The following is a 16,104-nucleotide window of genomic DNA, read 5'->3' on the forward strand; positions in this document are numbered from 1 at the left end:
TTAATAGCTTGGTATTTTTATACCTTTTTCAACCTCTTTTTGTATGTTTAATATTTGGCTAGTTTCAACCAAAGGCCATTTTTCGATAATTTCCTTTTCTCTATCACCATCAATTACAATCACTGCTTCTGAAGTATCTTTTGATATCTCTATCGCTTTTGGTGATTGAAAGCTTGTTGATCTAAACGTTTGACTCATTTTACTTTCGTCTGCATTCCAAATGGTAGCATCAATTTGGAGAGACATTAACATATCAAATAATTGCATATAATTGGTATTAACATATTCCACATTTCTATGTTCAAATTCTGCAAATGTCAACTTCATTTGGTCTGGAGATTCCATATCAACGCCAATTTTCATTCCATCCTGAACCTTACTTTGGTTTGGATCAGCCAAAAAAATTTTATGAGTAGAAACGTAACTATTAGCACCAAATTCCTTGAAGACTTTTAGATTAGAATATTTAGATAGTACGCTTTTTGCTGTCAATTTTGAAACAATCGCAAAATCACTTCTTTTAGTTCGCACAGTCTCTATTCGATTTAAATCGCCTCTCATGTACATTAAGTTTACTTTCTTTCCTGCTGATTCAAACACTTCTACTAAGCCTGTAGCTAAACCTTCATATTTTCTAGAGTATGGCAGTGGCATTGACCCAGCTAAAGGTGCAATTCCTGCAATCTCTAGTAATAAATCATTATCTTTATTTGTTAAGAATGTACCAAGATGACCTCGAGCTTCTAACTTAATTGCTCTTAATTCTTCTAATAAACTAAGTGCACTCTGTACAGTTCCTCTACCTATTGATAATTTTTTACTATAATCAGAAACTCGCGGTATTTTATTTCCTGTTTCTAATTGTATTAACTCCTTGGCAATATTTTTAGCAGTTAGCCCATTTTTAGAGTAAAACTTTTCCCACATTATTATCATCCTTAAATCAATATACTATATTTTGTATAATTATATTATAACGTTTTCATTTATCTTTGCAACCGTTTATATGATAATTTTAATTATTTATTTCTTCAAAACCATCGGTTAGTAAAATGTAAATCTGTCAACTTCTTTTCCTGATGTAAAAAAATACCTTTTCCAAACAGCGGGAAGTGAAATGCTTCTTCTAATTTTTTGGCAAAAACAATGCTTTTTAGCATTTTCAAAACCTTTTTTAGCAATGATTAATAAACCAGTTGCCAAGTTATTTGTTGGAACCGTAATAGCAGTTGTTTGATAAATATTTGCAGAGCGCACTAAATATTTTCCACTATTCTCAGTAATTTTTTCGCCTACTTTTCCAAAATTCCGAGCTATTGTTTCTCCGTATCCAAAAACATCTATAGGCCCTTCACAGGTTATAATTAATTCCTGCTTATTTTTTTCTAGAATGCCCTGAATTAACTTCATTCCAATTTTTCGATCTTCTATTCCGGTCATATCTACTTCTCTACAATCGAACAGTCTTTGATCAATTTTTGACAGCAATGCATTACTTTGTCATTCATATCCACTTACTGGGCAATTTACTGTACTTTTCTTTGGGATTACTATGCTTAACTTTTCGACCATATTTCCAGTAAGCTTTTTGGCTGTTATAACCCCCCATTATGTTATTCAGCATAGATATGTTCTTTGCAATAACGCCCACACTCGCATTAAATTCAATTCCATCTGTTGAAATGCTTTTGTTCTTCGTAAATAAAGTGAAACTTCATTCAGTTGGAGTTTTTTTTCATCTCCTACTGAATGTTAGTACCGCAAGGGTATGACCTAAAGGCCCTTAAACGAATCGAGCATTTAGGTGCCGTAAGAATCCCACTTCAAGACCTGAGTTGATACAACAGGGTCTAAGTGGGAGATAACGGCACCTTACATGCAAGCCCAGCTCCTATTACAGAAGGCAATTGACAGCTCATAGGTGCAAGAACCACCGCCATCTGTTCCTATGGCAAAGTCGTTTAATCCTCTTAAAATATTTATCGGACTACCACTAGTAGATCCTGTCATTTCTCTGTAGGTTATAGGGTTATTCAAATCAGGATCAATAGCTCTTCCAAGATGGGCTGCTTTATCTATTGTTAAGAACACCATTTGTGATTTTCAGAGTTAATCTAACCAACACTTGCTTTGGTATTTAATTTGTGTCTTTAATTCCGTAAAACAATAATGGATGTTTATCCTTTACGCGTAATTTTAAAGATGGGTTTAACGTAACAACGGATCTGCCTATTTCTCTCTCAGCTAAAATCATTCTTTTCTTAATTGTCACTACATAACCTTCCAATCCTATTTGATTCTTAATCCAAAATACAAAATATAGTATATGTACATATTGTAACGTTTTCAAAAAATCTTCAAGTTACGTTTTACTATTTCGCATAAATGTAAATCTGCTCTATATTATGTATAATAACAATACTTCCTAGCAGATTCATACATATTCTGGATATTATTGCATAATTGTCTTATGCAAACTTCATAATAAGTATAATTATATATCTAGCCTTACAACAATGTAACCTAATTGTAATTTACGTTCGACAAATATAGTAGTAAAATAGTGAATAGTTAGGTTTTTAATGAGGTGTATTTATGTCGAAAAACCGTGAAAATATATATAGAGTGAGGAATCATAAGAAAAAAAAGCGTAAAAAACGCTTGCTTTTTTTAATCATTCCATTATCCCTTCTTTTAATTGGGGCTGCTTCCTATGGAATTTATGTATATAACACTGCTCAAGAAGCAGCTGATGATTCTTATGAAGGAATAGGAAGAAATGGTGAAAAATCTAAATTAAGAGACGAAGCAGTCACTCCTATTGAGGATAATGTTTCTGTCCTTATCATCGGCGTAGACGACACCGTAAAACGTGATTTTAAAGGGAAAAGTCGATCTGATGCACTAATGCTTGCCACCTTTAACAAACAACAGAAAGATGTAAATATTTTAAGTATCCCTAGAGATTCGTATGTAAATGTACCCGACTATGGTTTTACAAAGATTAACCATGCCTACTTTTATGGCGGACCAAAAAAAACAATAGAAACAGTTGAAAACTTTTTAAATGTACCTGTTGATTATTATGTACGTCTGAATTTTGAAGCTTTTATTGAAATTATTGATACAATTGGCGGAATTCAATATGATGTACCGTTTGCGATAAATGAATTGGATTCTAACGATAATCCAAATGCCGTCCAATTAAATCCCGGATATCAGACATTAAATGGCGAAGAAGCATTAGCATTAGCTAGAACAAGAAAGTACGATAGCAAAGAAGCTGCCACAGCTTCTTCGATATTAAAAGTAGATGAACTAATTAAAGCTGTTGGTGATAACATGAGCACCAATTTATCCTTCAATGAAATGAAAAGCTTCATTAGTTATGGTTTAAATAACAGTTTGGCAATAAACACGATAAATTTAGAAGGAACAGGAACCAAATTAAATGACGGATTATGGTATTATCAGGTAGACGAACAAAGTAGGAGTGCAGCGGAGAATCAATTAAGAGATCACCTTAATTTTCAAACAACCACTCCTAATGGGCAAGAATATACGCAAGAAACTAGTGAAAATTTGTAATTTCATATTAGAAAAACCTGGCTTTCCGCCAAGTCTTTATGGCGAAAGCTATCGTTTTTCTTATACTATAAAACCTAAAGTTTTATAGTATAAGAAAAAAATTATCTAAATTTCACCATAAAATGTATGATATTGTCTAAATATAAAAGTCAACCCTAGACAAGCGGTTAAACCTATAAAATTACGGTTTTCTATTCCTTCGTTTTCCTAGACATTTCTTAAATCTGCAGATATGTTATTTACTAATATGGTTATTCATAGTAAGATTAATTATATTGAAACCTTACCATGTCTATAATTCGACAAAAATCTACAATTCGATATCTAATTTTTTAAGGATGGAGTCCGATGTCAAAAATGCCTACACAAACCAGGATAGTAAAAAGAAAAAAAAGAAAGTTAAGGAAAAGGGCGTATTTTATATTAATTCCACTAATCCTTGGATTTTTTTCGGTAGTAATTTACGCTTCATATTTATATATTAAAGCAGATAGTGTCTTGTCAAATTCTTATGAAGATGATGGGATGGATAAGTCTGCTCTTAGAGAATCAACAGTAGATCCATCAGTAGATAATGTTTCTGTGCTCATTATGGGAGTTGACTCTAGCGATCTGCGAAAAAATGAAGATAACGCTAGAACAGATACTTTAATGGTAGCTACTTTAAACAAAAAAGACAAAAGTATAAAATTAGTCAGTATCCCACGTGATTCGTATGTCTATATTCCAGAGGTTGGATATGAGAGTAAAATAAATCATGCTCATGCCTATGGAGGAACTCAGGCCACTAGAGAAACAGTAGAAAGGTTATTAGATATACCTATTGACTATTATGTAAAAGTAAATTTTGAAGCTTTTATTGAGGTAGTCGATGCAGTAAATGGTATAACCGTTGACGTTCCATATGAACTAAGAGAACAAAATTCAAAAGATCAAGCTAATGCTGTTCACCTTCTACCGGGCAAACAAGAATTAAACGGTGAAGAAGCTCTAGCCCTAGCTCGAACTCGTAAGCTCGATAATGATATTGAGCGCGGAAAAAGGCAACAGGAAATTATTAAAGCTATAGTAAAAAAAGCCGTTTCGGTTAATTCAGTATTGAAATATGATGATATTCTAGAAGCTATCGGTAGCAATATGACAACGAATATGACTTTTAGTGAAATGAAAAGTTTCATTGCTTATGGTACAGAAGGAAAACGTCTTGACTTTGAAACCTATACACTTGAAGGAGCAGATTATCAGCAAAACGGATCTTATTACTGGCAGCTTGATGATACTGCCTTAAGTGAAACTCAAAATATGCTTAAACGTCATCTTGATATTCAATAAAAGCCACACATATGTGTACAAAATTCACGGTTACTGTGTGTCGATATGAGAAAACAAAAATTAATAAGATAAAGATATAAGAAAATCGTACATTCCCATTTTATTTTTACTTTCTAAAAAGATAAAAGTTTAAGGTTCGTTAATCTTTGGTTTTATAAGTCAAAGATTAACGAACCTATTTTTATTTACAGAAAAGTTATTTATGTTCTAACATTGTTCTTACCTTTAAAGCTTCTAACTACTTGAGCTGGACTTTACAATTTATGTTTTAATGCTTTTAAAAAATTGGTCAATGGCTTATAATTGCTACTAATCAACTCGAGATTTTCAATTAGCAATTGCAGGGACACCATTGAAATAACAAAAATAACTATTCCCCCCCACAATGTTGCCATTGAAAATAAAATACCGGCAGCGCTGAACATAGTGCTTAGTGCATAAATTAATAATACTGTCTGCTTATGCGAAAAACCCATCTGCAATAATCGATGATGCAAATGAGAACTGTCTGGGCTTGATAATGGTTGACTATTCACATACCTTCTTACCATTGCAATTAATGTATCCGATATAGGTACAGCCAGGATAAATACTGGAATAAGAAAAGAGACAATCGTTACACTTTTAAAACCTAATAATGCCAACACCGAAATCATGTAACCCAAAAATAAAGATCCCGTATCTCCCATAAATATTTTTGCGGGGAAAAAATTATATCGCAAAAACCCAAGTGTACTAAAAAATAGCACGAACGCGAGAGTAACTACGTATACATTTCCCATACTTACCGCTATTCCGGCAATTGTAAACAAAGCTATTGCAGATACTCCTGCAGCAAGCCCGTCTAGTCCATCAATTAAATTCATTGCATTGGTAACGCCTACAATCCAAAATATGGTTATTACTGAACTCAGTAGCCCAAATTCAATCTGTCCCCCAAAAGGAAGGTTAACAAATTCCACCTGTAATCCTCCCCCAAAAACGACAAATGAAGCTATAAAAATTTGAGCAACAAACTTGAATTTTGGCGGTAAATCAAAAATATCATCAAGGAACCCTAAAATAATAACTAATGTTGCCCCTAACATAATGGCTAGATGATAATCACTTTGGGGTTGTAAGATGGTTATTCCCAATAAAAAACTTATAAATATACTCAACCCACCTAAAGTAGGAACAGGGTCTTTATGAACTTTTCTGTTATTCGGCCTATCTTTAACATCCAAGAATTTTGAAATTGCTATAATAAAAGGGGGTATAATAAGCGAAAATAACAGGGTTACTCCGGCGAGCAAAGCTATTTTTAGCATAGAGCCTACCTCATCCCCTATCATATAAAATATCAATTTTAGATCCGATAAACATGGCAAATATTATCATCAAAATTTCGGATAAAAAACTTATCCTCAATAGTAGTAATGTACCCTTATATTTAATAAAAATGTACGAATAGTTTCATCTAAAAATTTCCAGTAATTATATAAAATAATCGCCAGCATCATTGTCTTTTCAAGATAATTTTTGTGAAAAATAAGTACTCAATAAAGACACCTATCCATTTGATCAATATTTTACATTTAATGTACTGATATCATTTGTTTTATTTTTTTATTTATTTATGTATTCAAAGCGATGAAAACAAATATAAATGATGTATTCATCAACCAACACGTAATGCCAAGATAGACTTGTTATTTTTGTTTCCAGTTGAATAAGTAATTAAACGATATATGATGAGCGTGATATAAAGCTTGTTTCACATATACTATTAAAAAGCTATCTTTTTTCTTATACTATAAACCATAAATACCTTAACATATAAAGAAAATCAAGCAATGAATTTCGAGAATTCAATTGCTTGATTTTGGGTAATTTAAATGAAGTATAAACACGAATACTTCAGTTTTTATATTACTCTATAAGGATTTGATGTTTATTCCATAAGTTATACTCCAAGACAAAAAATTATAATTGAAGAGATTTAAGGGCTTCCTGCTGTTTTTTATACGCCTCATCTCGATAGGCTTTTTTCTCCTGCTTGGACATCTTTCTATAATCTTTTAAAAACTTCTCATATTTTGGTAAAACATCTTCCACGGAACCAAAATCTTTCACCATACCGTACTCCAACCACAATATTTTTTCACAAAACTGCCTCATTTGTCCTATAGAATGACTAACAAAAATCATTGTTTTTCCTTTTTCTTTAAATTCCATCATTTTGTTTAAACTTTTTTCAGCAAATGCCTTATCTCCTACTGATAGGGCTTCGTCTATAATCAAAATATCAGGATCAACATTAACGGAAATAGCAAAACCAAGTCTTGACCTCATTCCACTGGAATATGACTTAACAGGTTGATCGATAAACTCTTCTAATTCTGCGAACTCAATAATTTCTGGTTCTAATTTTCTTATTTCTCCTTTATTAAAACCTAACATAAGTAACTTTAATTCAATATTATCTCTTCCTGTCAAGTCATTTTTTAATCCTGCGGCTACCGCAATAAGAGATGCCTGTCCATTTATTTCTACACTACCTGTTGTTTCCGGAACAATACCGGCAATGATATTTGATAAGGTAGACTTTCCTGATCCATTTATACCTACAAATCCAATAATGTCTCCTTTTTCAGCCTCAAAGCTGACATCAGCTAGCGCATAAAAATCTTTACCGTAGCTTTTAGGCATAATTAAATCTAGTAAACGTTCCTTCGCATCTTTATATAATTTATATTTTTTTGATAGATTCTTTGCAATAATAGCTTTCTCCATTTTCATCACAAGCCTTTATAAGTAGTCAATAAAATGCCTACGGAATTTCACATGTAACATAGATCCAAATAGGAATAGTACAATTACAATTCCCCAAAAAATTAAAGTATACTCCCAATGAGTAATAAAATGCCATTCAGTGCCAAACAGTGCAGCTCGATAACCTTCAATCAAATAATAAAGTGGATTTAACTGCAAAATCTTAAATATATCAGGGAATTGGTTGGCTAATAACGATAACGGCCATAACAGACCAGATAAGTATAAAAGCATTCTTAATGCTGAGTTTAATAACATATGCACATCCCTAATAATTGTTGATAGTGTTGAAGTAATTAATGAAAGTGAAAATATCAGGGATAAGGCTGCAATTATATAGTAGATTAACTGTAAATAATAAATAGATACAAGGTATCCACTCAAATTTAAAATAACAATAGATATAGCTAGCATGATTAAATGAATGTAAAATTGAGAAAAGATAACATAACCTGGTATAATACTCATTGGAAAGTTCATCTTTGATAGCATTTTTAATCGAGTATAAATGGATTTAGAACCTTGTATTATACCTTGGTAAAAAAATGTCCAAAGGAAAAAAGCTGCCAATAACCAACTAAAAAATTCTATTTCTTCTCCATTCATAATAATCGGCTTTCTAGACCTAAGGGTAGCAAAAACAAACCAATAAATAGCTATCTGTATTGACGGATTTAATACTTCCCATAGTATTCCTAAATAGTTACTCTTATTATTACTTCTTAGTTCATACATGGAAAGTCTTCTTACTAAATAAAAATGATCTACTTGTTCTTTTATAACCTTTAATGCAGATTTCATCTATATAAACCCTTTCAAGTATAAAATATACTTTCTCTAACGCTATTAAATTATACAAGCAAAAGTAATAAAATACAATTAAATTTATAGATATAAAAATCAGACCCGTGCTCTTAAGGCCTGATTTTTATATCTATTTCAGAAATACTTCATTTACTACTCGTTCACTAGCACTGCCATCTTCTAAGTAACAAAATTTCCGATAGAATTCTTCTGTATTTGTGGAAGGCTTAAATCCTTGCCTTTCTATTTCCAGTACTTCCCTAATTATTTCTTCAGTTGTTTTTACTAAAGGTCCAGGGGCTTTTTTCTCAAAATCAAAATAGAAACCACGAAGATTATCCCTATACTCTTCTATATCGTAGACATAAAAAAGCATTGGTCTTTTTAAGTTAGCGTAATCAAAGAACACAGATGAATAATCGGTAATTAACAAATCAGCTATTAAATATAATTCCCGAATATCCTCATACGTTGAAAAATCATAAACAAAATCTTCATATCCTGTAAGGTCTAAATTTTCAGCTACTAAATAATGAAGTCTTAATACAAGTATATATTTTTCATCTAGCTTTTCTTTCATTAGATCTAAATCCATTCGTAGATTAAACTTATATTTCCCCTTTGCATAAAATTGATTATCCCTCCAGGTAGGAGCATATAAGATAATCTTTTTATCTAATGGTAGGTTGTTAGATTTTTTTATATTATTTATGCTTTCTTGGTTATTCGAATTAATTAGAAAATCGTTTCGTGGATAACCAGATTCTATTATCTTTCGTTCAAACTGAAACGCTCTTTTAAATATTTCTGTTGAATATGCATTTGGGGATATAAGGAAATCCCATTTGCTCGATTCTTTTATAAAATTTTCCTTGTATTTTGTGGTATTTGTTCCCGGCATATGAACTTCATCCATATCGGCTGCCAATCTTTTTAAAGGAGTACCATGCCATGTTTGCAAATATTTCGTATGCTTCGGCTTAGGTATCCACAATGGTAATCGACTATTAGAAACCCAAAATTCAGCTCGAGCCATAAGAAGAAGCCATTTTACAGAAAATCGTCTTACCGCTTTAACATTTTTATCTTTAAAAACATGTGTATGTCTTCTATCCATACTCCAATACATATCAAAATTCATCTTATTATTCATCATATATTCATAAATTGCTCTAGGGCTATCACTAAATTGTTTACCATGGAAGCTTTCAAACATAATTGTGTTTTTCTTTCTCGGCAGTTTAGATAATAATGAAAAAACAGCTTTATAAACTCTTCTTAACTCTTTACTTCTTCTAATTTTTATCCACTTTTTCCTCATGGATCTAACCACTTCATTCTTAAAATTATATTTCGATGCTTGAACGGAAAGATATTTCGACTTTTTAGTAGGCTTTACTAAAAACTTTATCTTATGATTATTAAACTCGATAATTTTCTTTTTGGGAAATTTCGATAAATGGTGTAAACGTATTCTAGTACTTCTTAATACATCCATTTGATCTTCATACTGATAATACATAATTAGATAAAATTTAAAATAAACTTTGTTATCTAATTGGTTAATTTCATTTATGAGTTTCTTTAAGTTAACTTCTCCTTTTATTCCTATATCCAAAATATTCGTATTACAATAGTAATTTTTTGCTAAATCCTCTCTTTCATATCTCCTTACAGGCAATTCAATTTCATGTTCATTAAAATTATTAGCCACTACTAATTTTAATTCATTCACTTGTACTTTATTTGTTTTATAGTATGGGGGGAAATTAAAATACCCGGAAAAGGAAAAGTTATCATTCTCTAAATCAACTGTTTCAAATTTAGAACATAAGAAATAATCATTTAGTCTAAAGGATATATTCCCGTTTCTAGTAGTGTAAGGATAAAACATTTTCTTTTCTTTTTCATATATAATTGTTAAAAAGCGAATATTATCATAATTACTTTTTATTCTACTTTTATAAACGTCCTCGCTGTTTTTTTTTCGAACAAGGTATAAATCCCAAATAGTATTTTCTAAAAAGATTTGTTTATAATCATTAAAAGGAATTTCACATCGGAAAATTTGATATTCTTGTACCTCTTGAATTTTAGTATAGTTTAAAGACAACTGATTACTATTATAACGTTCTTCTAATATAAAAAAACACTCTTCTATTTCATGAAGAAAGCTATCTTTTATAGAAACCGAAAAGTCATAAGTATAATTTTTAAGGGTAATATCCAAAATTTGGTTATCCCTTATGTTCTCTAAATCCATGTTACAAATAAGGCTCCTCTCTATTGCATATCTATCAATATTATATGGTGGTTTTTTTTAATTAGCAAACTCTTATCTTTTTTTCTCTTTTTAAACTTATAAGTAAAAAGCCGGAAACGGTATATATTGGATCTACGTCAATATTTCAGGCGCGAAAAAGTCAAGTATGTAGATTTTCCATTTTTTAAGTCGTTTTAGCCAAATGCTACCATGAATGCTTTTACAATTATACCAGCCTAAGCTGTATTGGAAAAATTCAATGGATTTATATATTGAGTTTCTTTTAGCTTTAGATTTTTTTCTGAATTTCAGCTACTTCTTTTAGTGGAAAGTAAATTTTTATCAATACCATCAAACTCGAGTAAAATCCTTAATCCAATTATAAATCGATACTTCGAAAGAACATATTCGCAACTTAGATCTCTAACTAATAACTAGAGTGATATAATTTAATAACCATTTTACAAAACATCTTTATATCCTTCCATTTTTTATGTTTATTTGGACACATCCTTCTCCTAAGATTGATTGTAATACTTAAAACTAAGATGTGTCCATGAAGGGGTATACTAGTATCAAGCTATAAACTTATAAGTTACATGTAATATGGTTATAAAAAATTAAAGTTGGACAAACAGCCCAATAAAGGGTACGTACAGAAAGTACCCCCTATAAATAAAATCGGAAGGTCTATCTCGATCTACTGCAAAAAATAAAACGTTCACTATCTTCTCTTAAAAATTAATTCTTAAGCTATAAACCAATCAAAGTAATATAACAAAAATTTGTAGACTAATTTAATTACTTAGCTATAACATTATGAGACGATTATCTGTTTAACAACATCTATTCTTCAATTTACCAGGAAATACTTTTTATTTCTATACTTCTATTCATCCAATATCTAAGAATCTTTAATAATCCATCAATAAATAACTGAATAGTTCACTTTAAGAAACATACAGACTTTTAATTAAAAGATATTAATTTAATTGTAATCTTCCCTACTGATATATTTCAAGCCAATTTCTTCTATACCTTTCCTCACTAAAGGTTTCCTTTACTTTCAATGCACTTGCAGATAAAGATTTACTAAGATTTTTATCCTCCATTACTCTTATTATTTTTTGTGATAGTTCTTCTCTATTATTTTCTTCAACTATATAGCCATTAACGCCATCTGAAATTATATCTTTTGGCCCATATTTAAAAGCATATGCAATAACTGGTGTACCTGCAGCCATGCTTTCTGTAATAACCATCGCAAATCCTTCTTGTCGAGAAGTTAAAATTGAACAGCTTGCCTCTTTGTATGATTTTTGAGGTGTACTGGTAAATGGTTTTAAATAAATATTATCCTCTAAGCCTAGCTCCTTAATTAATGATTGAAGTTTTTCTTTCATTTCACCATATCCGTAGATATAATACTTTGCTTCCGGGATCTTTGCAACGACATGTTTAAATGCTTTGATTGCTTCGTCTAATCTTTTTACATCATGATATCGTGCTAAAGTTACTGCAAGCTTCTGATTACGCTTGACAGCATACTCTTTTTCCTTATTTATATAAGTCGAATGTGGAATTACTGTAAAATTATTGTTTTTTCCGTACACATTTTCTACATCACTTTTCTGTTCATTTGTCAAAAATACTATTTTATCAAAGTACTTTGCATTTTCAAAAACATAGTGACTACCTGGTTTTATTTTGTTAATATCATTGAAAGGTTCAGAGAGATGACTTGAATGAAATACTTCTATTTTTTTGATATTCTTATGTTTAACATTAATAAGTAACTTAGAGAACCTCCTTAGTTCGTTAGATACTACGGGATATTCAATTTCACTTAAAATATGATTCACCCATTCTAATTGACAATGATAAAACTCTGGATATTCTTTCGCTTTATTTAGGAAAGTTGCCACTCTTCCTTCTTTTCCTGTCTCTGAATTTATATGCACACTTAAAAAACACTTTCCTTTATTATCAAAGTATTGATCATATTTAGGTTTGTTATTTAAGATATCCATATGCCGTGTTCTAACCAAAATACCATGTTCATTAAATTCTTCTCGCCGTTTCCTCCTTCCGCTTTCGTCCATATAGTCAATAAACTTTAAAGACCCATTTGAGTTAAACCTTTTATATTTGACATATAAACCATCTTTATAGTATCGATATGAGGGTTCCTTTTGTAGTTTTTCTACTGGAAGAACTACAAATCCCCTCTCTTCTATTTGTTGAACTTTTTTATTCTTTCTAATATTTTTATTCGGTTTTATATTTTCAAAAAAGTTGTATACTTTTACTTTCTTGCTTAATATTTTTTGATTGTATAGCTGCTGTATTATTTGATTATGATATTGTTGATAAAGAAACGTTATGATAAGAACCTCATTGTAATGTTCTGCCAAAAAATTAGCACGCTTTATTGTAGCTTTTGTAATTCCTCCCCGTTGAACATTCAATGAATTAACGATTATTACAGGTGTAATTTTTTTCAATTTCATTCACTCCTTCATAAATTGGATTTTATTGAATTAAGGAAGTTATAAACAATAGAATTAAAGATTAGTTTTCTGAAATATAAAATTACCTTGCTGCTTCCCTATTAAAACATAAATACCTAAAAATTAATTTTACTATATATCTTTTTTCTAATAAACCATTCTTCTCCTTTTTTTAGTACTTTTTTTCAAAGCATATTAAATAGTTCTGTTTTCAGAATGTATTTTATTTTGAAATAAATATTCCTACTAATTTCTAACTATTGCACTTAACTTAAAATGTTTAAAGCATCGAGATTCTTATTTTTAAAAATTATCAACTGTAGTGCTGTTTTTAATGGAGAATTATTAAGGTTTTATTAAAAAATCTTATTATATTTTGTAATAAAAAAATGAACCCTTTCAAAGAATTACAGAGCTCTTTTCAGGGTTCATTTAGTAATTTTTTGCAAATAGTTTATTAGAACACTGCGATAACTATTTAGAAGAATAAGAAGGAACATCTAAACGAACATTTATTATTCCTAAATCTTTATATAAATTGTACATCGTATATACTTGCTTCACTGCCCAGCCGACATCTGTAGCATATTGATGTGAAGGTTTTCCTGCTACCATTGCGGAAGGATTCCAACGCATTTTATATAAAGTATTTTGACCAGATTTCACGTAGCTATTACCTATAAATTTAGCACCACCAATAATCGCTTTCTCTGGTGTAAACCAACCCTCTCTATATGCTGTAAACGCGCCTCCCTTTAGAGCATCGCCATCTACAGCCCCATATCCATACATATTATATGTTGTTTTTATTTGAGTTAGTTCTTTCCTATTTTTTGATGTAACCAACACTAGATTACCATTTTTATTCTTTCCTACTTCAATCCCATTTGCTAAATCCGAACGACCGTTTCCTGTTTCTAACAAAGCATGTGACAATAAATAAATATCGCTTATTCCATGTGTTCTACTTGCATCTATAAAGGCTTGCCCTTTTCCTTCTAATATTCCTTTCCCTTTTAAATAATTATTTAAAAGAGTAACTGATGCATTACTTGTTTTTGAGAGATCTAAAAACTGAAATCTAAGTATCGTGTCATTTATAAAGTTATTAGGGTTAAGGTAGTACAACACATCATTTTTACTAGCGTCTACCCAACCAGCACCTTGAAATTCAATTTGATACCAATCACCTATTTTACTTAACACCTTAACCTTTGTCCCACGAGTAAGTTTACCGACAACTTTTTTTGATGTGGCAGGACCTGTTCTTACATTTAAAACATCAGCAGTTACTTCATTCTTATTATTTATATACTTTGCTGAAACATAAGCATATGGTTTATCAGTTTGCGGCGGAGTTGATAATGCCATTTGCATTTTAACTGCTTCTTCCAATGTAAGATTATATCTCGAATAATATATACTGTCAGCAGCTATAAATGATTTATGCAACCATACTGTCTTACCATTAAGCTGTCCGCGATACCAGATATTGTTTCCTACTTTTTCGGTTAAGTCTACTTTAAATTGCATACCCGCATATGGTGACATATCTTTATATACTAGATTTTTACTGCCTCCCCATGCTGTGTCGTACGCACTTCCGGTTCCTTTAAAATAAAGCGTCTTTGCTTTCCTATCTACTCCGGTATGATTGTGAGTGGAAAGGTCGGATGCCTTTACCCAGCCTACTACACCTTTGGTAGAACTTGGCTGTTTACTAATTAAATAGTAAGTATTACCCTGATAGGTTGTCTGTGCTTTAATATAGTAAACCGCATTGGTATACGTGGATCCTGCTTGCTTGGAAGAAGAAAAATTATCATTATATATTTTTACCTTACTGCTTCGAATATGTCCTAATTTACTTATGGTAATTTCTGATCTGAGGTAAGAAGAATGTAACCAAATTGTCTTACCATTAAGCTGTCCGCGATACCAGGTATTGTTTCCTACTTTTTCGGTTAGGTCTACTTTAAATTGCATACCCGCATATGGTGACATATCTTTATATACTAGATTTTTACTGCCTCCCCATGCTGTGTCGTACGCACTTCCGGTTCCTTTAAAATAAAGCGTCTTTGCTTTCCTATCTACTCCGGTATGATTGTGAGTGGAAAGGTCGGATGCCTTTACCCAACCTACAACGCCTTTTATAGAACTTGGTTGTTTACTAATTAAGTAATAGATTTCATTGTTTACTTTTGCCTGCAACTTAATGTAGTATACAGCATTGGTATATGTACTACCAGCTCTAAAGGCTTCAGCATTATCAGCATTTGGATAAATTTTTACATTTTCATGTCTAATATGCCCTAATCTACTAGTTTTACTTTTATTTACTAACGACAAATTCAATTTGTTAGAAACAGACTCTGTTTCAATATTATTTTTTTGCGGTTCTTCCTTGTCAATAGTTTTTCCATTTTGTAACTCTTCTTTATTAACAGTTACTTCATTTTCTTCATGTATTTCTTCTGCTTGACTTTTACTTTCTCTTACGCTTTCTTCTACACTATCAATTTCATCTTTTTTTGCATCTTCACTTTCGATTAAGGTATCCTCATTAGCCTTATCATCTGATTGTATATTCACCTCCTGTTTATCTGGTACTTGTGAAGAGTCTTGAACCTCTACTTCACTGGTTGCGCCCGCAAAATGTTGTGGACTAATAAAGCTCCACAATATGAGTGCAACAATTAATAAAACCGATAGTTTCCTCATTCTACTCCCCCCTATATTATTTGCTCGGGTTTACATCTTATATCGGTTAGTCTAATAACTTATTAAGAG

Annotated in this window: 11 protein-coding genes; 2 read left to right on the forward strand and 9 right to left on the reverse strand. The window is 31.1% G+C overall.

Annotation, left to right across the window (positions count from 1 at the left end; translation table 11 throughout):
* From yhfZ to BN1066_RS20990, 3 genes are all read right to left on the reverse strand, one after another.
* Complete coding sequence (gene yhfZ / locus BN1066_RS05430; protein ID WP_077318440.1) at nt 1–927, reverse strand: GntR family transcriptional regulator YhfZ; 927 nt, start codon at nt 925–927, stop codon at nt 1–3.
* Nucleotides 928–1,044: 117 nt separating this feature from the next.
* On the reverse strand, nt 1,045–1,440 hold the full coding sequence (locus tag BN1066_RS05435; RefSeq protein WP_077318441.1) for a hypothetical protein: 396 nt from the start codon (nt 1,438–1,440) through the stop codon (nt 1,045–1,047).
* A gap of 697 nt (nt 1,441–2,137) precedes the next feature.
* A complete protein-coding gene (locus BN1066_RS20990) occupies nt 2,138–2,272 on the reverse strand; it encodes a hypothetical protein (protein WP_281250249.1) in 135 nt (44 codons plus the stop codon).
* 323 nt (nt 2,273–2,595) lie between these two features.
* Between BN1066_RS20990 and BN1066_RS05440 the strand changes: the two genes are divergently transcribed.
* Entirely contained in the window at nt 2,596–3,588 is a 993-nt protein-coding gene (locus BN1066_RS05440; RefSeq protein WP_077318442.1) for an LCP family protein, read from the forward strand.
* Nucleotides 3,589–3,936: 348 nt separating this feature from the next.
* Nucleotides 3,937–4,920, forward strand: a complete 984-nt coding sequence (locus BN1066_RS05445) for an LCP family protein (protein ID WP_143695741.1) — start codon at nt 3,937–3,939, stop codon at nt 4,918–4,920.
* A 254-nt stretch (nt 4,921–5,174) separates the two neighbouring features.
* Here BN1066_RS05445 and BN1066_RS05450 read toward each other — a convergent pair whose 3' ends face one another.
* The 6 genes from BN1066_RS05450 to BN1066_RS05475 form a co-directional block, all read right to left on the reverse strand.
* Complete coding sequence (locus BN1066_RS05450; protein ID WP_077318443.1) at nt 5,175–6,230, reverse strand: MraY family glycosyltransferase; 1,056 nt, start codon at nt 6,228–6,230, stop codon at nt 5,175–5,177.
* Between the two features lie 655 nt (nt 6,231–6,885).
* Nucleotides 6,886–7,695 carry a teichoic acids export ABC transporter ATP-binding subunit TagH gene (gene tagH / locus BN1066_RS05455; RefSeq protein ID WP_077318919.1) on the reverse strand — a complete coding sequence of 270 codons (810 nt, stop codon included), beginning with the start codon at nt 7,693–7,695 and terminating at the stop codon, nt 6,886–6,888.
* Nucleotides 7,696–7,710: 15 nt separating this feature from the next.
* Nucleotides 7,711–8,535, reverse strand: coding sequence for an ABC transporter permease (locus tag BN1066_RS05460; protein ID WP_077318444.1), 825 nt, complete (start codon nt 8,533–8,535; stop codon nt 7,711–7,713).
* A 133-nt stretch (nt 8,536–8,668) separates the two neighbouring features.
* Nucleotides 8,669–10,801, reverse strand: a complete 2,133-nt coding sequence (locus BN1066_RS20995; RefSeq protein WP_077318445.1) for a CDP-glycerol glycerophosphotransferase family protein — start codon at nt 10,799–10,801, stop codon at nt 8,669–8,671.
* Nucleotides 10,802–11,805: 1,004 nt separating this feature from the next.
* Nucleotides 11,806–13,305 carry a glycosyltransferase gene (locus BN1066_RS05470; RefSeq protein ID WP_179104294.1) on the reverse strand — a complete coding sequence of 500 codons (1,500 nt, stop codon included), beginning with the start codon at nt 13,303–13,305 and terminating at the stop codon, nt 11,806–11,808.
* A gap of 480 nt (nt 13,306–13,785) precedes the next feature.
* A complete protein-coding gene (locus tag BN1066_RS05475; RefSeq protein ID WP_077318447.1) occupies nt 13,786–16,035 on the reverse strand; it encodes an SH3 domain-containing protein in 2,250 nt (749 codons plus the stop codon).
* Between the last annotated feature and the right edge of the window lie 69 nt (nt 16,036–16,104).

The sequence above is a fragment of the Virgibacillus proomii genome (assembly GCF_900162615.1).
Classification (GTDB): domain Bacteria; phylum Bacillota; class Bacilli; order Bacillales; family Amphibacillaceae; genus Virgibacillus; species Virgibacillus proomii.

Bases quoted from the DNA above. Each gene is read 5' to 3' on its own strand.
- yhfZ (WP_077318440.1), bottom strand. From the start codon at position 927: ATGTGGGAAAAGTTTTACTCTAAAAATGGGCTAACTGCTAAAAATATT.
- BN1066_RS05435 (WP_077318441.1), bottom strand. From the start codon at position 1,440: ATGACCGGAATAGAAGATCGAAAAATTGGAATGAAGTTAATTCAGGGC.
- BN1066_RS05440 (WP_077318442.1), top strand. From the start codon at position 2,596: ATGTCGAAAAACCGTGAAAATATATATAGAGTGAGGAATCATAAGAAA.
- BN1066_RS05445 (WP_143695741.1), top strand. From the start codon at position 3,937: ATGTCAAAAATGCCTACACAAACCAGGATAGTAAAAAGAAAAAAAAGA.
- BN1066_RS05450 (WP_077318443.1), bottom strand. From the start codon at position 6,230: ATGCTAAAAATAGCTTTGCTCGCCGGAGTAACCCTGTTATTTTCGCTT.
- tagH (WP_077318919.1), bottom strand. From the start codon at position 7,695: ATGGAGAAAGCTATTATTGCAAAGAATCTATCAAAAAAATATAAATTA.
- BN1066_RS05460 (WP_077318444.1), bottom strand. From the start codon at position 8,535: ATGAAATCTGCATTAAAGGTTATAAAAGAACAAGTAGATCATTTTTAT.
- BN1066_RS20995 (WP_077318445.1), bottom strand. From the start codon at position 10,801: ATGGATTTAGAGAACATAAGGGATAACCAAATTTTGGATATTACCCTT.
- BN1066_RS05475 (WP_077318447.1), bottom strand. From the start codon at position 16,035: ATGAGGAAACTATCGGTTTTATTAATTGTTGCACTCATATTGTGGAGC.